This is a genomic window from Maritimimonas sp. 2205BS37-2 (genome assembly GCF_056591755.1).
The window spans coordinates 559,495-580,364 of record NZ_JBWQOI010000002.1 but is presented as its reverse complement, the minus strand read 5'-3'; the positions used below and the strand labels follow the sequence as shown (position 1 = coordinate 580,364).

General features: G+C 30.9%; 19 protein-coding genes. 9 read left to right on the top strand and 10 right to left on the bottom strand.

What is annotated here, in order from left to right:
* The first annotated feature begins 6 nt into the window (after positions 1-6).
* From tpiA to AC1EUU_RS09995, 4 genes are all read left to right on the top strand, one after another.
* Entirely contained in the window at positions 7-765 is a 759-nt protein-coding gene (gene tpiA / locus AC1EUU_RS10010) for a triose-phosphate isomerase (RefSeq protein WP_480201281.1), read from the top strand.
* A 33-nt stretch (positions 766-798) separates the two neighbouring features.
* Positions 799-1,635, top strand: a complete 837-nt coding sequence (prmA, locus tag AC1EUU_RS10005) for a 50S ribosomal protein L11 methyltransferase (protein ID WP_480201280.1) — start codon at positions 799-801, stop codon at positions 1,633-1,635.
* 200 nt (positions 1,636-1,835) lie between these two features.
* On the top strand, positions 1,836-2,111 hold the full coding sequence (locus AC1EUU_RS10000) for an ATP-dependent Clp protease adaptor ClpS (protein WP_480201279.1): 276 nt from the start codon (positions 1,836-1,838) through the stop codon (positions 2,109-2,111).
* A 201-nt stretch (positions 2,112-2,312) separates the two neighbouring features.
* A complete protein-coding gene (locus AC1EUU_RS09995) occupies positions 2,313-4,583 on the top strand; it encodes an aconitate hydratase (RefSeq protein WP_480201278.1) in 2,271 nt (756 codons plus the stop codon).
* Positions 4,584-4,684: 101 nt separating this feature from the next.
* On the opposite strand, the gene AC1EUU_RS09990 is transcribed toward AC1EUU_RS09995, so the two are convergent.
* From AC1EUU_RS09990 to AC1EUU_RS09970, 5 genes are all read right to left on the bottom strand, one after another.
* Positions 4,685-5,383, bottom strand: coding sequence for a FecR domain-containing protein (locus AC1EUU_RS09990; protein WP_480201277.1), 699 nt, complete (start codon positions 5,381-5,383; stop codon positions 4,685-4,687).
* 123 nt (positions 5,384-5,506) lie between these two features.
* On the bottom strand, positions 5,507-6,022 hold the full coding sequence (locus AC1EUU_RS09985) for an RNA polymerase sigma factor (RefSeq protein ID WP_480201276.1): 516 nt from the start codon (positions 6,020-6,022) through the stop codon (positions 5,507-5,509).
* Between the two features lie 842 nt (positions 6,023-6,864).
* Positions 6,865-9,432 carry a TonB-dependent receptor domain-containing protein gene (locus AC1EUU_RS09980; RefSeq protein ID WP_480201275.1) on the bottom strand — a complete coding sequence of 856 codons (2,568 nt, stop codon included), beginning with the start codon at positions 9,430-9,432 and terminating at the stop codon, positions 6,865-6,867.
* Entirely contained in the window at positions 9,432-10,337 is a 906-nt protein-coding gene (locus tag AC1EUU_RS09975) for a FecR family protein (RefSeq protein ID WP_480201274.1), read from the bottom strand. Before AC1EUU_RS09975 ends, AC1EUU_RS09980 begins: the two co-directional genes overlap by 1 nt.
* 50 nt (positions 10,338-10,387) lie before the next feature.
* Complete coding sequence (locus AC1EUU_RS09970) at positions 10,388-10,900, bottom strand: RNA polymerase sigma factor (RefSeq protein ID WP_480201273.1); 513 nt, start codon at positions 10,898-10,900, stop codon at positions 10,388-10,390.
* Between the two features lie 115 nt (positions 10,901-11,015).
* Between AC1EUU_RS09970 and AC1EUU_RS09965 the strand changes: the two genes are divergently transcribed.
* The gene (locus AC1EUU_RS09965; RefSeq protein ID WP_480201272.1) at positions 11,016-12,014 is read left to right on the top strand and encodes a zinc-binding metallopeptidase; all 999 of its coding nucleotides are present in this window, start codon (positions 11,016-11,018) and stop codon (positions 12,012-12,014) included.
* A gap of 55 nt (positions 12,015-12,069) precedes the next feature.
* Entirely contained in the window at positions 12,070-12,483 is a 414-nt protein-coding gene (locus AC1EUU_RS09960) for a DUF6438 domain-containing protein (RefSeq protein WP_480201271.1), read from the top strand.
* A gap of 82 nt (positions 12,484-12,565) precedes the next feature.
* On the opposite strand, the gene AC1EUU_RS09955 is transcribed toward AC1EUU_RS09960, so the two are convergent.
* The 5 genes from AC1EUU_RS09955 to AC1EUU_RS09935 all read right to left on the bottom strand — a co-directional run bounded on the left by AC1EUU_RS09955 (position 12,566) and on the right by AC1EUU_RS09935 (position 17,695).
* On the bottom strand, positions 12,566-12,955 hold the full coding sequence (locus AC1EUU_RS09955; protein WP_480201849.1) for a DUF6326 family protein: 390 nt from the start codon (positions 12,953-12,955) through the stop codon (positions 12,566-12,568).
* Between the two features lie 300 nt (positions 12,956-13,255).
* Positions 13,256-13,936, bottom strand: a complete 681-nt coding sequence (locus AC1EUU_RS09950; protein ID WP_480201270.1) for a hypothetical protein — start codon at positions 13,934-13,936, stop codon at positions 13,256-13,258.
* Between the two features lie 6 nt (positions 13,937-13,942).
* On the bottom strand, positions 13,943-15,217 hold the full coding sequence (locus AC1EUU_RS09945) for a hypothetical protein (RefSeq protein ID WP_480201269.1): 1,275 nt from the start codon (positions 15,215-15,217) through the stop codon (positions 13,943-13,945).
* Between the two features lie 131 nt (positions 15,218-15,348).
* On the bottom strand, positions 15,349-17,058 hold the full coding sequence (locus AC1EUU_RS09940) for a hypothetical protein (RefSeq protein WP_480201268.1): 1,710 nt from the start codon (positions 17,056-17,058) through the stop codon (positions 15,349-15,351).
* A gap of 10 nt (positions 17,059-17,068) precedes the next feature.
* Positions 17,069-17,695 (bottom strand): hypothetical protein, encoded by a 627-nt coding sequence (locus AC1EUU_RS09935; protein WP_480201267.1) that lies wholly within the window; start codon positions 17,693-17,695, stop codon positions 17,069-17,071.
* Between the two features lie 475 nt (positions 17,696-18,170).
* On the opposite strand from AC1EUU_RS09935, the gene AC1EUU_RS09930 reads away from it, so the two are divergent.
* The 3 genes from AC1EUU_RS09930 (at position 18,171) to AC1EUU_RS09920 (ending at position 20,816) form a co-directional block, all read left to right on the top strand.
* A complete protein-coding gene (locus AC1EUU_RS09930) occupies positions 18,171-18,521 on the top strand; it encodes a hypothetical protein (RefSeq protein ID WP_480201266.1) in 351 nt (116 codons plus the stop codon).
* Positions 18,522-18,884: 363 nt separating this feature from the next.
* Positions 18,885-20,588, top strand: coding sequence for a hypothetical protein (locus tag AC1EUU_RS09925; RefSeq protein ID WP_480201265.1), 1,704 nt, complete (start codon positions 18,885-18,887; stop codon positions 20,586-20,588).
* Between the two features lie 78 nt (positions 20,589-20,666).
* Entirely contained in the window at positions 20,667-20,816 is a 150-nt protein-coding gene (locus AC1EUU_RS09920; protein ID WP_480201264.1) for a hypothetical protein, read from the top strand.
* Positions 20,817-20,870: the final 54 nt, after the last annotated feature.

Below are 20,870 nucleotides of genomic sequence, written 5' to 3'. Positions count from 1 at the left end.
TTTAAAATGAGAAAAAAAATTGTCGCAGGTAACTGGAAAATGAATTTGAATAGAGATGCATCTTTAGATCTTGTAGATGCGTTAAGTACTGGTTTACCAAGCTTAAACGAGGCTGTCCGGGTGATTGTAGCTCCGCCATATGTGAACATTCCTTATGTGCAGGATGCTTCACAAAGAAATTCTAAAATTGAAGTGGCTGCTCAAAATATGCACTTTGCAGAAAGCGGTGCTTATACCGGAGAGGTTTCGGCAGAAATGTTACAAAATATTGGTGTAAATACCGTAATTATTGGTCACTCTGAACGAAGAGAATATTTTAATGAAGATGCACATTTGTTAACTAGAAAAGTAGAACAGGCGCTAGAGCATAAAATGGAAGTAGTTTTTTGCTTTGGTGAAAAGCTAGAAGATAGAAAAGAAGAGAATCATTTTGATGTTGTTAGAGAGCAGCTTAAAGATTCACTTTTTCATTTAGCAGATGTTGATTGGGATAAGATAATTTTAGCCTATGAACCAGTTTGGGCTATTGGTACCGGAGAGACGGCAACACCAGAACAAGCGCAAGAAATGCATGCTTTTATAAGAAATTTAATGGAAGAACAATATGATGCTGCATTAGCAGATAATGTTTCTATACTTTATGGCGGAAGCGTTAAACCAGCTAATGCTAAAGAAATCTTCTCTAAACGAGACGTAGATGGAGGTTTGATAGGGGGTGCATCTCTAAAAGCGGAAGATTTTCTGGCCATTGTCAATTCTATTTAGTAATTGATGACTTGGTAAATACAAATTTAAAGAATGGATAATATCTATATAGCATTTGATTTTAATGTATCACCAAAAGAACCGGCAACAGAGATTTTAATTGCGGAACTCGGCTATGTTGGTTTTGAAAGTTTTGTAGAAAATGAAGAAGGGGTCACTGCTTATATTCAAAAAGCCCATTTCCATGAAGCTATATTAGATGATGTTTTTGCATTAAAAAATCAAGAATTTACTATTTCTTATACTAAACAAGAAATAGCCCAGGTAAATTGGAATAGCGAATGGGAAAAGAATTTTCAGCCTATTCAGGTTGATAATATGGTAAGTATACGCGCCCCATTTCATGATAATCCAGAATTAGAGTTCGACATTGTTATAGAACCAAAAATGAGCTTTGGTACAGGGCATCATGAAACAACTCATATGATGGTACAACATCTTATTGATTTAGATTTGAAGGGCAAGAGAGTGCTCGATATGGGATGTGGCACAGGAATTCTCGCCATTTTTACAGAACTTAAAGGAGCAACATCTATTGATGCTATTGATATTGACCGATGGTGTTATGAAAACTCCCTTGAAAATTGTGATCGAAATGGTTGTAAGTATATAAATGTATATGAAGGCGATGCTTCATTACTCATCAATAAAAAATATGATTTAATTATAGCGAATATCAATAGAAATATTCTGTTAAAAGACGTAGTGACTTACAAGGATTGCTTAGATGAAAATGGAATCTTACTTTTAAGTGGTTTTTATCAAGAAGATATTCCTATTATAGACGCCGAAGTTTCTAAGTATAACTTAACGCTTCATAAGATTATTGAACGTAATAATTGGGTGGCATTAAAGTATTTACAGAACTAATGGTTTTCCACGAGTTTTAAAAATCATGGTTTCCTCTATTGATATAAAAACGTAGAATCGGTATATTCGTAGAAGTATCTGTATTAATATCAAGACCATTTAAGGATTAGTTTAGCAAATTCCTTAAAGAAAAAAGAGGTGTGTAAAACTCACCTCTTTTTTGTTTATTTTATTTATTATTTTTGTGTAAAATAAGCGTTATGAGTATACGAGAAAACCTACAAGAAGATGTTGATGTAATTGAAAAGAAAGTAAATCTACACGAAATTATATTGTATAATGATGATGTGCATACATTTGATTTTGTGATTGATTCTCTCATTGATGTATGTGATCATTCTCTTGAACAAGCCGAGCAATGTACCATATTAGTTCATTATAAGGGGAAATGTGCTGTAAAAACCGGAGCGTATGATGAACTAAAACCTCGCTGTACACGCTTATTGAACCTCGGATTGTCTGCCGAAATCGTTTGAAATAGGCAATTTCTTAATGAAATCCGTTTTTAGGTTATTAAAATCCACATATTCATTTTATGAATATTTCAATAAAAACACCCAAAAATTATTGACTTTACAATAATAACTTCTGTTTAGGATTTTATTTTAGGGGTATCCTAAAAAGTATTTCAAAAAGAGTAACTTTGCACTCGTTAATTTAACCAAATATTTTAAAGTATGGCATTTGATATTGACATGATAAAAAGCGTTTACAAAAAGATGGGTGAACGCATAAATAAGGCAAGAGAAATTACAGGTAAACCCTTAACATTATCTGAGAAAATTTTGTACTCTCACCTTACAGAAGGGATACCTTCACAAACTTTTGAAAGAGGGAAGTCATATGTAGATTTTGCTCCAGATAGAATTGCATGTCAAGACGCTACAGCTCAAATGGCTTTATTACAATTTATGCAAGCTGGTAAAAAGAAAGTGGCAGTGCCAACGACGGTACATTGCGATCATTTGATACAAGCTAAAATTGGAGCTAAAGCAGATTTACAGAATGCTTTAAATACAAGTAATGAGGTGTTTAACTTTTTAGAATCCGTTTCGAAAAAATATGGTATCGGCTTTTGGAAACCGGGTGCAGGAATTATTCATCAAGTAGTATTAGAAAATTATGCTTTTCCTGGCGGAATGATGATTGGTACAGATTCTCATACTGTAAATGCCGGAGGATTAGGCATGGTTGCAGTTGGTGTTGGTGGAGCAGATGCAGTTGATGTAATGGCCGGAATGCCTTGGGAGCTTAAATTTCCAAAATTGATTGGTGTTAAGCTAACTGGTAAACTAAATGGATGGACTTCACCTAAAGATGTAATTTTAAAAGTAGCTGGGATTCTTACTGTAAAAGGTGGTACCGGTGCTATTGTAGAATATTTTGGAGAAGGAGCTAAGAGCATGTCTTGTACAGGTAAAGGAACAATCTGTAATATGGGTGCTGAGATTGGTGCAACTACATCTACTTTTGGATATGATGAGTCAATGGAACGTTATTTAAGAGCTACGGATAGAAGCGATGTTGCAGATGCGGCTAATGAGGTTAAAGAACATTTAACAGGGGATGCCGAAGTATATGCGAACCCAGAACAATATTTTGACCAAGTAATTGAAATTAACTTATCAGAGTTAAAACCGCATTTAAATGGCCCTTTTACTCCAGATTTGGCTACTGAAGCAGGAAGTGATATGACACAAAAGGCAACAGAGAACAATTGGCCTTTAGAAGTAGAGTGGGGTCTAATAGGGTCTTGTACAAATTCTTCGTATGAAGATTTATCTCGCGCAGCTTCTATTGCGGAACAGGCCATTGATAAAGGACTAGAGACAAAAGCTCAATTTGGTATCAACCCAGGTTCAGAGCAAGTTCGATTTACCGCAGAGAGAGATGGCCTACTTCAAAAATTCGAAGATTTAGATGCTACTATATTTACTAATGCTTGTGGTCCTTGTATAGGGCAATGGGCGCGTTATAGTGACCCTAAAAATGCACCAAAGAATAGCATTGTTCACTCTTTTAATAGAAACTTTGCCAAAAGAGCCGATGGAAACCCCAATACACATGCCTTTGTAACTTCACCGGAGCTCGTAGCAGCAATAGCTATAGCCGGAAGATTAGATTTTAATCCAGTCACAGATACGCTAACAAATAAAAATGGTGAACAAGTAAAGCTTGATGAACCTACAGGATGGGAATTACCCCCAAAAGGATTTGATGTAGAAAATGCCGGTTTTATTGCTCCACCAGAAGATGGATCTAATATTAATGTTGTTGTAAAACCAGATTCAAAGCGATTACAATTATTAACACCTTTTGTTCCAATTGGTGGTAATATTAAAGGCGCCAAATTATTGATCAAAGCAAAAGGGAAATGTACTACAGACCATATTTCTATGGCAGGCCCTTGGTTACGTTTTAGAGGGCATTTAGATAATATATCAAATAATACGCTAACAGGCGCGGTTAATGCTTTTAATGATAAAACAGATTCTGTTAAAAATCAATTAACTGGCGAATATGGAACCGTACCAGCTACGCAAAGAGCTTATAAAGCGGCTGACGTACCAACAATAGTGGTTGGTGATCATAATTATGGTGAAGGTTCTTCTCGCGAGCATGCTGCAATGCAACCTCGTCATTTAGGTGTGATAGCTGTATTAGTTAAATCGTTTGCAAGAATACATGAAACCAACTTGAAAAAACAAGGAATGTTAGGCTTAACCTTTGCTAACGAAGCAGACTACGATAAGATTAAAGAAGATGATACGTTTGATTTTGTAGATCTTAATGAATTTGCTCCGGGAAAACCATTAACGATTCTTGTTAAACATGTTGATGGTTCTGAAGATACCATTCTTGCAAATCATACATACAATGCAGGTCAAATAGAATGGTTTAAGGCAGGATCAGCCCTGAACTTAATTAAAGAGCAGAACGCCGCGTAGTAATAAAATAAAACTAAATTTCTATTTAGCTAGTATATAAAATAAAAAACTCCTGAAAATATTCAGGAGTTTTTTGGCTTTGGCATGTAGGGTGATATTTATTAGGCAAGCTTAGGTTTTGATTCTATAATCTTGCCATCAATAATATTTAATTTTTTACCTGCAGGTAATCTTACAATTTTTCCTTTGTAGGTAAAACTTACTTCACCTTCTTTACAAAGAATCTCAAAGAAATTAGCACGCTGCTTTACCTTAAACTTGGTGCCTACCAAATCATTAATCGTTCCAGACCAAGTTACTACTTCAAAAACAGAACCTTCTTTAACATCAAAATCTGCTTCACCTACTAAATTAACGATTCTCTTATTTTTAAAATCCGATTTCTTATATCTTATTTGTGAAGTGCTGTTTAGCGCTACCAACGAAGCATCAGGTAATTTAACGGTTTTTTGATTTTCGGCAGTTTTTATGGTTTTCATATTATCATAGAAAGGCCCAAAATAAATCGCTAGACCCATTACGAATATTGCCGCAATTTGCATGAACGGTCTTAATTTTTTGAACAAAGGAATTGCTTCCTGAGAGTTAGTTTGATTTTTAGTTGTCATCCTTTTTTGTGCAATTACTGCATTAAGTCTATTATACTCAGCGTTGACGTCATACGAATTATCTTTGAAAAGCTTCGCTGCATCCGAAATCTTCTTATAAGATTCGTATTCAGGCAACTTTTTAAGCGTATCCAACTCAGAGCTGCTGAGCTCATTACTTAACCATTTTTGTATTAATATTTCCTTTTCCATATGTTAATGCTATATAAATACAACAACTTAAAGTATGTTTTTCCTACCCATAAAGGTAATTATTTTTAATAAGTTGATGTTTTGATTCATATCTATAACAATTAAAAAGGTTTTTTTCCTACTTTATATACCTTCTATTTCTTTTCTTAACTTTTCTAGCGCACCATAGATTCGTTTTTCTACAGCTTTTCTCGAAATACCTAATATTTCGGCAATTTCTTTATGTTTTTTGCCCTCTGTTCTATTCATTAAAAATGCAACACGCTGTGCTTCGGAAAGCTTTGCTAAAGCTCTTTCATACTTCTGCATGAATTCAGACTCTTCCATAATATAGTCTGGACTCTCATGTGTATAATCTTTAGGTTTTGTTTGTTGATGCTTTAAAACAACCTTTTGGTGTTTCACTTCATTAAGCATCATATTATTTGCAGTAGTAAATAAAAAAGACTTTACTTTATCAGGGGCTACTTTTTTACAATTATCCCATAATTTAATAAAGGCCTCTTGAACTTTATCTTTTGGATTAAGGTTATCTCCAAACTTATATCTTAAAAAACTATATAAGTCATTAGAATAACTTTGAAACATTTTTGAAAAAATATGTTCCTCACAGACACTATTTTCAAGTGCTTTTATCATTCGTTCGTTTGGTTAGATTAAGGTAGTATTCAATTTATAGAGACACTAATATAAATTATAGTCTTATTCATAAATACATTATATAACAATTATACAATACTTTGCAAGAAACTAAAATTTTTGCAAAAATTATTTAAAATGTTAAAATATTGACCTATTAACTACTATAATAAAGCTTTTATTGCCCTATTAGGTCAATTTAATTCTGATTTAAGAAGGGATTAGAATTAAATTCTTGCTGCTAAACTAATAATTAAATTTCATTTCTACGTTAAGGGAACTTTTTTTTAATAATCAAAACTAATTTTAAAATATTGAATAACAGCGAGTTATGATTTTTTTATAATTTTTTTATTTTTTTTGGTAGGACTTTTATGATAACTGTTGTTTCATTAGTGAAAGTCGTTGATGACAACTTAAACAGACGCATCAATAACAATTAAAAAACGTTCTATCTAATAATTAATTAGTCACATTTTAAAGTTAAAAAGACGCATTCAATAAGTGAAACATAAAGTAAACTTACTGGTGAAGTCCCTAAAAAGAAACATTTATTGCTAGAGTGCTTTTGACTTAGAAAATAACTAAATAAAACATATAAAAACTTAAAAATTAGTTTCTGTTAGTTTCATTTTGATGAAGGGAAAATTGCTGTGAATTAATTTGGTTGCAAACTGCCTTTATAAAGGCAGTTTGTTTAACAAAAATCTTATGAGATCTGTCGAAGAAAATTTCCTTTCTCTCCTTTCTATGATAAAAGAATACTATTTTCCAATTCATGATAAGTAAAAACGCTTGCCTTTTGGTGAGCGTTTTTTATTTTTAAATAATTCGAACTTAGTTTAAAAATAAACCCTAAGAACTACATTGGGCGCTATTCTTAATGCTGTTAAATTACTTTCTATTAATTCACTGTTATTAGATGAGTCTACGGCAATGAAATACGATTTATTTAAGATATTCTTTCGATCGTAAATATTTAGCACCGAAAGCCCCAATTTACCTCTTACTCTTGAATCTTTTGTGAAATTAAATCGATAGGTGGAAGAAAAATCAAGCCTGTGATAGTTGGGCAATCGACTATCATTAATGTTGTTATAGGTAACAACTCCTTCTTGTTGATCTAATTTTAGTTGGGTAAATGGTTTCCCTGTTCTAAACCTCCAACCTAAGGAAAAATTAAATTTACCTAACTGGAGTGTATGAGACCAGTTAAAATTATGCCTTATATCAAAATTACCAGGAAAGGTATTACCATCCTCTATATCATCAAACTTAAAATCAGACCAAGAGAGTGAATAACTAGCCCATGTTCTATAATTTTTTATTTTCTTTTTTATTAGGAAATCAATACCATAATTGCTGCTGGTGCCATTTGAAAAATTTGATGTTGTAGTTGAAAAGCCACGTGTAAATGAAGAAAGACCTTTAATTTTTTTATAATAACTATCAATGCTGACATTCCAGTTGTTTCTATTGTAATTAAACCCTAAGCTAATTTGTTTGCTATTAAGTACAGGAAATAAATCGCCATTTGCCAAGGTCCACACCTGATTTTCTAGGCCGAAATCTAATGTTTCAAACTCTATGATTTGACTTATTGATTGATTTTTAATCTCACCAGATAAAATAAGCCTTAAGTCTTTATTTATAAAAGCCTCAATATTAAACCGAGGTTCTAGTAAAAAATCATCTGTAATAGATAATGTGTTTATACGAAGACCAAAACGCATATTTAGTTTTTGAAGTTTTTTATAGAAATATTCACCATAAATTGCATGGGAAATATTTGTAGCATTGTCTTCTTCAGAAAAATCATCATTTTGTATGTATGAGTCTCTTAATAATAAAAAAGAAACCCTATTTATTGCGTATTGATACCCTAATTCTAAAGCACTTTTTTTCGAAAGGTTAATATTTGTGTTCAATTTAACTTCATGATCTTTAATGTCATTGGTTTTAGTTATTATTAAATTGCCCAATTCATCAAATTGATCATTACCGGTATAGTCAAAATTATAATTAGAAGAACTTACGCTTAAACTATGACTAAAGTTTTTAGTCCATTTTCTTGCCCACAAGGCTTGTAATCCGGTATTGTTAATTTTAAGTTTATCATTGGAAGTATCAGAAAAATCAACATCGGTAAATAAAGCTGAGTAGTCTAATTTATTTTTCACAAAAAGACCACTAAATATAAGCTTGTCTTTTGTGGAAATATCGGCCATAACTTTAATGTTGAAATCTGAGAAATAAAAATCGTTTTTTGTTTCATTAACATCAATACCAAAAGGGTTTTGATTCTGACTAACTCGAGAGTTTTGAAACACCTTTTTTGTTAGTTTTTTATAGGTAAAAGTGTTTATTGCATCTGTAAACGATCTTCGTGCTGACATAATGACACCAACTTTACTATTAAATAATGGTAATTTTAAATAGGCATCAGTATGCGTCATATTAAAACCCAAACCGCCTTGAATTTCTTTGGGAATTTCTTTACTGGTTTGTATATCTATTACTCCAGAAATTCTATCCCCATATCTAGCATTAGTCCCGTTTTTATAAACGGTAACCTCATCTGTTATGTATGGGTTGAAAGCCGAAATGGTTCCAAAAAAATGGCCACTGTGATAGACTTTTATGTCATCCCACAATATTAAATTCTGATCAGGGGTTCCCCCTCGAATGTTTAATCCGGAAGCTGTTTCATTAGGGCTTTGAATACCGGGTAATGATTGTAAGCTTTCCAAAACATCAGGTTCTGTTAGTCCTGGAAGAATTTGAAGATCATTTGGTTTTATCTTTATAGCGTCATTGGTTTGAGAAATACCTTGAGTAATATATTCTTTTAATAGTACTTCTTCTAATTGCTCATGAATTGGTGTTAAAAAAAGCTTCTCACATTTTTCGCTATTAAAATCTTTAACGGAAAGCTTTTGAGTTTTAAATCCTAAAAAATGGATTGCTATGGTATCTTTTTGATGCACGTTATGCAGTTCAAAAAAACCTTTCGAATTCGTGATTGTACCAGTTCCTTGACTACTATTAACTATTTCGGCTTTGCTTAGCGTTTCTTGAGTACTTTCGTCAAAGATATAAGCACAAATTGTATGGAGTTGCCCATTTTTTCTTCTAATAACATAGTATCTACTATTTACCTTTTCAAAAACTAGATTAGAGTTTTGTTGAATTTTATTTAATAGAATTTGTAATGAAACATTTTTACCAGAAAAGGTAAAGTAATGCCCTTTAACCGTACTGTCTGAATATGAAAATCGTAAATTGTATGTACTTTCAAGTTGCTTTAATACAGCTTTTAAAGGTTCATTTTTATAATCATGATCGGCTGATTCTTGTGAATAAGAATAAATTGAGAATGTTAAAAAGATACCCCAGAAGAAATGTTTCATTAGCCTTTAACGAGAATAACGATATTTTCGTTTTTAAAGGTATAATTTATTTCCATAGGAATGAATACTGTCTTTAAGGCGAGCTTTACATCCGTATGAATAAAGCTTCCTGTAAACCTTTGGTCAACATCAATATTGTTGAATTCTATTCTAATATTAAACTGTTTCTCTAGCGCTTTGATTACCTGGATTAAAGGCGCACTTGTAAAGGTTGATTCGCCTTGTAACCAAGTTGGTGCTTCTTGATTAAAAGTATACGCTTCTGTTTTGTTTTTATTATTTCTAAAAGCGTTACCGCTAGTAAGAATTACTTTTGCACTATTACTTTCTACACTAACTTTACCTTCATGGCAAGCTACCTCAAAAAAAGTATCATTACTGCTTACATTAAACTGAGTGCCTAGAACTTCAACATCTCCTAATTTAGATACAACTTTAAACGTGCTTCCTTTTTTAACTTTAAAGAAGGCTTCTCCCTCAAGATTCAACTTTCGACTTTCCTCCCAGCTCCTTTCATTGTATCTTATGGTCGATTTAGCATTAAGCATTACCTCAGAACCATCTGGTAAAACTACGGCGAGTTGCTGTCCAAAATTAGTAGAGACCGTGGTTGTCATTGTAAGAAAGTAGTATGCACCAAGTAGTATGGCTATTGATGCCGCGGCAGCATATACCCAATTAGGAGCTAGCTTCTTCAATTTAGCTTCAACCTTTATTTTTTGTTGCACTTCGGCAAAGGCAGTTCTTTTATCATATTTAGGCATTATAAATTTATCAGAACCTTCTAATATCTTTTTATAATCTTTATAGGTTTCCGATTGCTCAAAATCTTCTAACTCTTTTGCGCTCAACTCTCCATTAAGCCAACGTTCTAAAAAAGTTTCATCTGTGTAATTTTGTTCCATAACAACCTAAAATGTATTTATACAACAGGCTTTCATTAGTTTACCCTACCTTATATGTTCTTAATTTCTTTTCTTAAACTAACCAGTGCCTTACTCATGCGTTTTTCAACTGCTTTAACAGAAATACCTAACATTTCTGCAATTTCTGAGTATTTCTTTTTATCAATTCGACTTAATAAAAAAACCTCGCGTTGTGCTTCTGTTAAGTTAGCAATGGCGGTTTGCAATTTTAGCATGAATTCTTTTTCTTCTAACAAAAATTCTGGGTCTTGATGCTCTTCTCTCGAAGTGAAACTTTGTTCATATTTCAAAACAACTTTTTTATGAGCAACTTCATTATAAAATAGATTATTTACTACCGTAAACAAAAATGACTTTGCTTTTCCAACTATTACTTTAGCACAATTTTTCCATAATCGTACAAAAGCTTCTTGCGTAAGATCTTCTGCTTGATCTATGTCTCCACATTTATAAAAAATAAAATTTCGAACAGTCTCAGAATGCTCGTTAAAGACTTTTTCGAATATAGCTGGTTCACAAATTGACCCTTTATTCTTCTGCATTAATTCTATTGGTTCAAAAATTTCAAAGCTAAAATTTTTTTTAAAGGTAGGGTATTTTTGATCATACCTGTTTTTAACTCAAAGCAAAAATATAGTAACCAAAAAAATGATGATTATGAGATCAACAAGAATTTACAAATGGATAGTATTCGTTTTTATTTTTTCAATCACTTTTAGTGCTTGTAATAAAGATGAAGATATAATTATACCCCAGCAGCAGGTCGCTGATAATGGAGGCTCAACAGGAGGGGCTGGAGATAATTCAGGAAACAATGGTAATTCAGGAAACCAGCAAGGTTCAGAAGGAGAAATTACCCTCTATAGAGTTAATGGTGGTGATATAGAAAAAGTAAGAGATTATGCAGTTTCTGGTGAAGATTTAAACTATCAAAAAGATGTAGCAAAACACCAAGAGCTTTGGAATTTGGTAAAAAAAGTAGTGCCATCAAATTACAGACATTTTATGAGTGAATTTATGATCTATAATGGCGATGTTAGCGGATCAGCAGGATATGTATACCAAACTCAAAATGATTTATCAAAGTGGCAAATGGGTATCGCTATTAATTATGCTGATGATAAAAAGGAATTAACATATACGGTTATTCATGAATTTGGGCATATACTTACGCTAAACAAAACACAGGTAAATTCTAGTATAACATCTGATGCTTGTTCTAATTATTTTACAGGTGAGGGATGCTCAAAAAGCGCAGCATATATTAATAAATTACATAAAGGCTTTTGGGCCGATGTTTGGGGAGAATTTCAACAAGCACGTGATAGTGAATCTGCACATCAAGATTTCTATGAAAAGTATAAAGATCGTTTCGTGACGAATTATGCAGCTACAAACCCGGGAGAAGATATTGCAGAAGTATTTGCAACTTTTGTGACTATGAATAATAAACCTTCTGGAACTACAAAGGCCGAGCAAAAATTATTATTGATGTATGAGCATGATGAGTTGATTCAATTGAGAGATTATATAAGAGGGAATGTAAATTCACGAGCAAAAAATGGCAGTCCATTTCTATTACCTGCTCCAGGAAGCTGGAAACAAGCCAATACACTTGGCAATTCTAAAAAATCGCATTGTAAGTTAAAACATTAATTGTAATAAGTACTCTTGGCAAGGTTGCTCAGGGTACTTCTTTAAAATTCTAAAAATGAAAAATATTGTTTTATATATACTCCTATCAACTATTTTGAATCTTTCTTGTAATTCATCAAAACTTTACCCTCAAGATGCCTACATACAGCTTACTAAGAAACGATGTTTCGGCAAATGTCCTGTTTATGATCTCTTTATTTATAAAAACGGATATGTAGTATATAATGGTATTGATCATGTAAGTAAAAAAGGAAAGCATCAATTTAAAATTTCCAAAGAAGAGTTGGCTGAAATAGAGCAATTATTTCATAAAGCTGATTTTACTTCCTTAACCAATAAAATTGATCAAAAGGTTCGAGATCTCCCAATTACTTTGATAAGACTAAATGGGAAAAAAGTCTCGTTTCAGGGACGTCGTATTCCTGAAGAGGTTAAAAAAATCATAGAGAAGCTAGAAACCCTAATTTAAAAAAGGGGATATTTAGGTTTGGTTTGCCCGGCAAGAAAATTGCCGGGTTTTGTAATTATAATCAGTATAATTGAAATTTTAATTATTCTTTTGGCCATTTCCATGCTTGATAAATAATTACACTAAATATCATTATTTCAACAAGTTGATAGAGATCATAAAAGGCAGACCATGGTAGACCGCCATCTGCTAAATCCCAAACAAGAATAATAAAAGACATTGATGACCATACAACTGCAACGATAATGTTTAACCATTTATTTAATATGGGTTTTAAAAGAACCGATAAACAGATCATAAAGGACGGAACAATTAGAATCATTGAGAAAATGACCAGTAGTTTTGGGGTTACGGCCCCAACTGGAATTTCTAAGTTCATTTTTTGCTCGATAGCACCGGGCATCATCATAGCAAAGTAATCACAATAGATATATAAAAACATTAACGATTTCCAAAGTGCAGCAAGGCGAATTTATTGTATTTGCCGATGGGGAAGATAGAACGATACGATTCAAAGTTTCCCAAATAAAAAAGAGGACTACCAAAGCCTAAAAGTGCATACAGCAATAATGAAATTCATGAGAATTTTGAAAGAATTCATAATGATATTAGGTAATTGTTTATATAGTATTTTCAATTTTTAAAGCACTTTTTAATAAGCGATAGAACATTCTATGCTTAAATTATAATTAAAAAACTTCCAGGGTTTAATCAAAAAACCACCACTAAAAGTGGTGGATATTAACTTCTAGATTAGCTTGCTTGAAACTTTCTAAAGCTTACCGAAAGTATAACTATAATTTAAAAAAGGCACAAAAAAGGTCGTTCTTTGTTCAAAATAACCTGAGCTTCCGGTTATGTAGGTGCCAAGTCTAAACTTTGATTTATTATTACTATATCCAACTGAAATTTTATTTGCACTGTAAGCATAATCAGCTAAGGTGGATACGTTACCTACAAATTGTCCATTATTATCTAGGATGGTCTCTGTATAAGTGAATTCACTATTTCTATTTAAAAGAGATACTCCAGCGTTAACTAATAAATCTCCTTTTTTAAAAATTGGAAAGTGATAATCTAAATTAATGTGATATCCAAATAGTAATCCTCGTTGGGAGTTCGATACATTCTCACCGGATAAGCCTACGTTTTCCTGAGAAGTAATTAAGTCATACCGCATGGAGGCTATAATTCCTACACTTAATCTATCAATGATATAATAATCTACTCCTAAATTGATTGCCAAACCTGAATTTTGTAGATCGGGATTTGTAAACCCAGCTTTAATAGAATAATCACTTAGCTTATATATGGGAGTTATTCTGACTTCAGGACCAACATTAAAAAAGAACTTTCTTTTACGCTCGACATCTTGTGAAAAACTTGTAGATGATATAGTTAAAAATGCAGTAATTAAAAATACTTTTATAGGAGATAGTAAATTATTTATCATATTATATTAATAAAAACTATTATGGTCATAATCTATAACGCTATTACTCAATCCGAAACCAAAACCCCAATTATAAGGGTAACTTGAATCTTTATTCGCTTTAACTCCGTAAGATATATATTTATCATTATAAGAGCGCCAATAAACCCTTTGAGTGTGTCCCATAGGTAAGTTTGTAAAAGTATTATATTTAATTGGAGCTGGCCAATTATCATATTCGAAAATTGTATAAATAGTTAAACCTCCATGTCTGGAGTTAACTAATTCATAATTTACAGTTATAGTTTTTCGATCTTTCACATCTCTACTGCTAACCTTGGCCATTCTATAAATACTATTTCCATAATTAGGGTGGTATTGTCTAAAATAATTAGCCTCTTTACTTGATTCAGAGAAGAAACTCATATTAAACCCGAAAATATGTATATCTGCTTTTTCTAACCAAGATTCCTTTTTATCCTTTATTACGAATGATTTGAGTGTTAGCACTTTGTCTTGAGTCCCCCCAGAGCTACCTCCAGAGCCTCCGCCTCCTGAACAATCACCAACTTCTATAAGTTCATCTGTTTTATTCTTTAAAAGCTCTTCTTCATATTCACACGGCTGAAGAATCTTTAAAGTATAATAAGATGAGGAATCATTGCTTTTTTTATTCCCTGAGAATTCTTCTTCTGTAAAATTATCATCAACTAATATTAAATCACCATTCTCATTCGGTTTATAAGCCTTTACATATTCTTTATTCAAATTTTCATCAAAGCTTTTAATAAGGTATACACTATTATTTATTTTAGTCAGTCCATCTTTAAAAAGTTCTAAGACAGGATACCAAGTCTCACCTTCTAAGTCCATAAAAGCTCCTAGAGATGAAACATCATTTTTTGAGTTCTTGATATTTTTATTCAACAAACTTTCTATATAAACTGCAGGTTTATTATCATTACCTACTTTTTTAAATTGACTAAGGCTTTCCAAGTCTGGTCGTTGTTGAATTATTTCTTCCATGAGTGATGTTAAATGATAATCTTTATAGATTAACTTCTCACTTAAGGTTGCATTTTCAATATAATTTTTATCTATAATTATTGGGTCAAATTCAGTATTATCGAAAATTATAGGCGAGCTCAGTAGTTCTTCACCAGATAAATTTTCTTTAGTACAGGAAAAGTTGACGAATATTAAAAAGAATAAAAAATATAATACTTTTTGTTTATAAATATTTCTTGTTTTGTAAAAACGATATCTTACACTAGCTTTAAAATTTTCTTCTTTGTATTTCATGATTTGGTAGTTTTTATTATGTTTTTTGAGTATTATTTTCGGAAATTTTATAGGGTAAAACCAAACCACTTGGAATATGAAGTTCCAAGTGGCTAAAAAACTGCACAAAGTTTTACAGAATTTTCATTTAATTAATCTTTTTCATATACTAACCTACTACCTTTCCATACATCTCCTCTTCTTGTAGCACCTACAAAATCCATTTTAACAGCATCATAGTCGTATAATTTTGGAATTTTTATATGCTTAAATGCGTCAAAGACATTATTAATATTATCTAAATCAGTACCGATAATTCTTCCATCATTATCATAATTAACATTAAACTTAATGCCTAAACCAAAATTATAGTCGAATCTATTTATAATTTTCTTTGTACTCAATTTTCTATTCTCTAAATCGACAAAATTGAAAAATACCTCCTTGGGTGTGAATACAATGTGTGCCACTCTACTCGGTGCTTTACCTTTAAATTGCTGAAAAATTTGTTTGGAGACTTGCCAAACTCCATTGTAAAACTCCTCTCTCATTTTATTGAGCGTCATTTCAACCCCAAACGTAAGATCTAGATATTCGACAGCTACAACGTCATTTACAAAAGGGATATCTGGGAATGGAGGCTTGTAAATAGTATTGTAGTATTGGATAGCCCTACCAGCATTATCAAATATTTTGTCCTCAAAGAAGAATAATTTTTTTGGTGAATAACCAGGAGGAAGTGTTGGCATGGTATACTTATACTTAAAGGTGGCTTGACTAATTAATAAAGCAGCCTCATCTGTTTTTTTGGCTCTCCATAAACCTGTCCAACCTTTTTTCTGATGCTTTACTTTTACGCCAATAGAATTATATATTTGATAATTTTCTTGCCAATATTTGGTTTTGGTTCTATATTTCGAGCTAAAGTTTGAATAACATTTTCTACTTGCACCCAATAAACCAAAGCCACTATCTAGAAAACCATTTAATGGATTACATGCTTCTAATCCGTTAACTAAGTTCATTAAATTTTGAGTATGATCAACGGTTGTCGATGTTCCTCCTGTACTACCACTTCCCGATCCGCCAGAACCTCCAGAGCTACCACAACTATCATCAAAGACGGTTAGAACAGGCTCATCATAAGCAGCATATGGTTGATCATCTACAATTTCTTCTAGACAATTCGAACTTTGTTCAATCATCTGTTTAGTTGGAACCAGCTTTGTAATTGCAGAACTAATTTTTTCCTCTCCCCTTATTATTTCTTCCTCTACTGGTATTAAATACTCAATATTATTTTCTTCTATATAAGTATCTAATATAGGTTTGTCATTTGCGTTAACACTAAAAATTCCACTATAAGTGTATTTATACAATGTGTTATCCACAATAATTTCTCGCTCATCGTTTAACAAGGACGCAAATTCGTCATCCGAAATTAAGTCATCATCATATTCTTCCACTAACTCACCATCTTCATCAATTTCTGTAGGAACAGATTTTTGGTGAATATTATTTGAATTATTCTTTTGAAAAGAAATTAATTTTTCTAGTCTAGATCTTTTTCGCTTAGAAAATTCTAGTGCTTTATCAATATCACTTTCATTAAAGTGAGGATACAATGGCATAAAACCTTGATCATAATACTTACTTAGCTTAAGTTCCATTTCTTTTTCATTCATCTTTTTTAACTCCTTTACTGTATTACCAAGTAGATCTTTACTTGAGAAAGATAGAATGCCATTTTTTATTTCAATTTTTTCAATGGTTTGTTGATCTTGATTTAGATCATTTATTTCATCCGTATTACAGGATAATAAAAGCAGCATGACAGCTGCTGATAATAATATTTTTTTCATATTTAATATTTTAGAATATTATTCCGAGACTTAGAATAGCACCCTTTACCTGTACCCAGCTTTCAGATTTCCTGATAGGTAAGCCATCATTACTTATGGATTTATAGCTATATCCTAAATCGGTAACAAATAATAACCTGCTATCTTTGTTTAAAGAGAATTTATATCCTACACCAATATTGAACATAGAACCGTTGTTAATTCCATTTTCGACTTTAATTAATGTCCCATAGTCAAGATAAATGTATGGGCTATTCTTATCATCTTTTAGGTATGACCTAATATCTAAAAATATTGGGAGGGTATTAAAATTAGGGTTGTTATAGCGATCTAAACCAATACCTACACCTGCTGAAAAATGAGGGCCAAAGAAATAGCCATTAATTGTTTGTAAGCTTAAAGAGCTAGAACTATCAGTTGGTAATCCAGTGTTAAGAACCCCATTAGTTGGTGAAAATGTTTCAAGTCTGGCAGAGTTGACAAAAATATAGCTGAACTTAGTTATATTAAAAAAGCCTTCATTTCTAAATTCATCAACGTCTTTTTCTGTTTTTGAAACGTTGGTACTTTCTTGTGAAAAAACAGACATAGAAAATAATAAAAGAACCGGAATAATAAATTTTGTTTTTAATTGCATTTTTTGATTTTTAAATTTTAACAAACATAACACCTCAAAAACTTATCCATAATCCATTTTATAATAAAAATATTCACTTCTTTTTTTCATGTTAGTGTTTTCAATGATTATTTATTTAATATTTGACCAATCGGGGAGAAAGGTTTATGGGATCAAATCTAGAAGAGAACTAGACTAAAATAAAGACATGTTACTTTAGATTCTAGGAATCGTTACTCAAGATTCTAGGAATCTTTAGAATGTCTTGGAAGGTTCAATAGCAGTTAAACAACATGAAAATATTTTGTTGATTCAACATTGAAGGATTACGATGATTAAATGAAGTTATTTTATTTCTATGTTAAAAATATAATTCATTGCTGTAGTTATTAAGATTCGAGGAATCTTTACTTATTAAATTTTTTGATAAATAATTTTTTAGCTTCCTTTAAAAAAGGAAAAAGTTCTTCTAATATTCAAAATCAATCATAATATTATGCAAAAGGAATCGATCACTAAAAATGTCATTCAAAAAGAAAGTTTGGAAAATAAACTTTCCCTAATACAAGGTCAAACTTTAACTAGAGATCATAACCTGAATGAGTTTTTAAAAGATGTAAACAAGAGCTCATTAAACTATAATAAATGTAATGTGGTATATGTGGATAAAGAGTTACACGAAGCTCTATTGACTGTAAAATCAATAATATCTTCTTCAGAAGAAATAGATGAAAAGCTAATTATTTCTAATCTTATGAGTAAATTAATTGAAGTTTTTATAAATGAATTTAAAGATGAATTTAAGAAAATCTCAAATAATAAAACAAATAAGTTTATTGATTTTTAGGTAGATTCTTAAATAAAATTAAATATTCAATTATTCAGAGGTGTTTTATACTTCTTTAGGCATAAACTTGATAGCGTATTTTAGTCTGAATATTTCTTCATAAAAATTGGTGAAACACCAAATATAAACTCTTTAGATTTCATAATTGAGTTATGCAATAATTACCTACTTTAAAGTCTTTTTTTATATTTTTGATAATAGATCATCTTTAGTCTAGCTTAATATATCATATTTTTAGATTAAATATCATATAGGAATCTATTTAACCAGATTTTGGAAAAATAATCAATGAGATTGGATTAAGGAAATTGTAAATGTCGATTTACTGATTATTTAACAGGAAAAAAATAAATTGTTTTGAAAATGAACCAATGTGCTCTTAAAAGTTACTTTTCTCTTTTTATTTGTTTCTTTTTTGTTCAAAATATTTATGCTCAAGAGAAGCCCATTGATACATTAAATAATAAGTCAGTGACTGATATTTATGGTCTGTTTTACTCACTTTTAGAGTCTGGTGATACACTTAAGGCCTTTGATATCTCTAAATATTTTATTGATAAACAAAAGAACAACAACCCTGTAGATTACTTGAATTTGCTTGATGGTTACATTCTTAAAATTGAGTCGGATTTTTCTAGCAAAGAAAAATATCTTGATACAATTGTGGATCTTTCTCATAATTTGGAAAACGATATTTATTATCCAGCCAATGGATACTTTACTATTGGCACGGAACTTTTTAACAGAAAGAAATTTATAGAGGCGTTAGATTATCTCATTAAATCTTATGAACTTTCTAAAGCTTCAGGAAATTACTTGATAGAATTTCAATCATTATCAACTATAGGTATTGTTAAGCTAGAAAGAATAAATGATGAACAAGAGGCGATTAAACTTTTCTTGCAGTGCAATAAAATATATAAAGACGAGTATAAACATGCTTTAAAAGAAAATTACGCTCTTCTAAACTTTAATTTAGCCGAAGCATATAGGAAAACTAACAATTTAGATTCATCAAAGTATTACACTGAAAGAGGTTTAAATTATACGATTCAGAATAATCTAAATTTTTTAAAAGACTATTTTATTTATGAAAAGGGGATAAATGATTATCTGTCAAATGATTACAAAAGCGCTATTCAGAACCTTCAATCATCCTATAATTCTTTATCGAAATCAAAAGATTATGCAAACTTAATAGTAGCAAATTTTTATTTAGGTAAAAGTTATGAAGCACTGAATGAAATTGAAAAAAGGAATTATCATTTAAATTTGGTTGACACCTTACATAAAAAAAATAAAATTTTTATTCCTCAAGTTCGAGATTACTATATAGAATTAAAAAATAAGTATAAATCAGAAAAGGATCAAGGCAAAGAACTTTATTACTTAAATAGAATTTTAGAGATAGACAGTATATACTTGAAGGAATATAGAGTAATAAATGAAACTTTTAATAGAAAATTTAATCACCTTGCTTTACAAAATGATAAAATTGAATTAAATAAAAAGATAAGATCACAATCTGAAAGTCACAAGTTAAGAATAATATTCTTCACTCTTTTAAGTGTACTATTAATAGGTATTGCCCTTTATTATTATTTTCATTCATTAAAACAGAGAAAGAGATTTAATAGTATTCTCAAAAAAATAGAAAAAGAAAAACTGAAAAGAGACTCAATTTCTAAAAAGATTATAAGTGACGATAAAGAAAAAGAAATATTAGATAAATTAAATTTGTTTGAAAAGGAAAATGGGTTTTTGAAAAAGAATATTCTCATCAGGGATTTTGCCCGAAACGTTTTGAAGAGTAATGATAAATATGTAAGGTCCGTATTGAAAAAATATAAAAATAAATCCTTTCCTCAATATTTAAATGATTTAAGGATTGAATATTGCATTGAAAAATTAAAAAATGAATCAGTTTTCAGAAAATATACAATGGAAACATTGTCTTCTGAATTTGGTTTTAACAATGTAACCTCATTTTATAACGCATTTGAAAAGTTTACTAACTCAAGTCCTTATTTCTTTATAAATCAGCTGAATAAGTCTAAAGATTCCTAGAATGTTTAGACCTTTAATTTCTGCTAAACGATTAGTTGACCTATATTTGGACTTGTTAAATTATAATAATATCATATTATGAAAAAATCAAATAAGCAAAAATTGAGTTTAAACCATTTTAAGGTTAACGAAGTAAAAAACAGCTCACAATTGTTTGGAGGAGGTAATACGGATGCTCCCGATACTGTTGGACCAGTTAAAACTAAACCAAGAGGAGTAATCAAATAAAATTCTAGTCTTACTCTCTAAAAAAACCTTTATTAAAAGGTTTTTTTACTTTTA

What these genes read in the sequence shown, in the direction of transcription:
- AC1EUU_RS09995 (WP_480201278.1), top strand. Translation starts at nt 2,313, where the DNA reads ATGGCATTTGATATTGACATGATAAAAAGCGTTTACAAAAAGATGGGT.
- AC1EUU_RS09930 (WP_480201266.1), top strand. Translation starts at nt 18,171, where the DNA reads ATGCAAAAGGAATCGATCACTAAAAATGTCATTCAAAAAGAAAGTTTG.
- tpiA (WP_480201281.1), top strand. Translation starts at nt 7, where the DNA reads ATGAGAAAAAAAATTGTCGCAGGTAACTGGAAAATGAATTTGAATAGA.
- AC1EUU_RS09960 (WP_480201271.1), top strand. Translation starts at nt 12,070, where the DNA reads ATGAAAAATATTGTTTTATATATACTCCTATCAACTATTTTGAATCTT.
- AC1EUU_RS09990 (WP_480201277.1), bottom strand. Translation starts at nt 5,383, where the DNA reads ATGGAAAAGGAAATATTAATACAAAAATGGTTAAGTAATGAGCTCAGC.
- AC1EUU_RS09945 (WP_480201269.1), bottom strand. Translation starts at nt 15,217, where the DNA reads ATGAAATACAAAGAAGAAAATTTTAAAGCTAGTGTAAGATATCGTTTT.
- AC1EUU_RS09935 (WP_480201267.1), bottom strand. Translation starts at nt 17,695, where the DNA reads ATGCAATTAAAAACAAAATTTATTATTCCGGTTCTTTTATTATTTTCT.
- AC1EUU_RS09920 (WP_480201264.1), top strand. Translation starts at nt 20,667, where the DNA reads ATGAAAAAATCAAATAAGCAAAAATTGAGTTTAAACCATTTTAAGGTT.
- AC1EUU_RS09950 (WP_480201270.1), bottom strand. Translation starts at nt 13,936, where the DNA reads ATGATAAATAATTTACTATCTCCTATAAAAGTATTTTTAATTACTGCA.
- AC1EUU_RS09985 (WP_480201276.1), bottom strand. Translation starts at nt 6,022, where the DNA reads ATGATAAAAGCACTTGAAAATAGTGTCTGTGAGGAACATATTTTTTCA.
- AC1EUU_RS09940 (WP_480201268.1), bottom strand. Translation starts at nt 17,058, where the DNA reads ATGAAAAAAATATTATTATCAGCAGCTGTCATGCTGCTTTTATTATCC.
- prmA (WP_480201280.1), top strand. Translation starts at nt 799, where the DNA reads ATGGATAATATCTATATAGCATTTGATTTTAATGTATCACCAAAAGAA.
- AC1EUU_RS09980 (WP_480201275.1), bottom strand. Translation starts at nt 9,432, where the DNA reads ATGAAACATTTCTTCTGGGGTATCTTTTTAACATTCTCAATTTATTCT.
- AC1EUU_RS10000 (WP_480201279.1), top strand. Translation starts at nt 1,836, where the DNA reads ATGAGTATACGAGAAAACCTACAAGAAGATGTTGATGTAATTGAAAAG.
- AC1EUU_RS09975 (WP_480201274.1), bottom strand. Translation starts at nt 10,337, where the DNA reads ATGGAACAAAATTACACAGATGAAACTTTTTTAGAACGTTGGCTTAAT.
- AC1EUU_RS09925 (WP_480201265.1), top strand. Translation starts at nt 18,885, where the DNA reads ATGAACCAATGTGCTCTTAAAAGTTACTTTTCTCTTTTTATTTGTTTC.
- AC1EUU_RS09970 (WP_480201273.1), bottom strand. Translation starts at nt 10,900, where the DNA reads ATGCAGAAGAATAAAGGGTCAATTTGTGAACCAGCTATATTCGAAAAA.
- AC1EUU_RS09965 (WP_480201272.1), top strand. Translation starts at nt 11,016, where the DNA reads ATGAGATCAACAAGAATTTACAAATGGATAGTATTCGTTTTTATTTTT.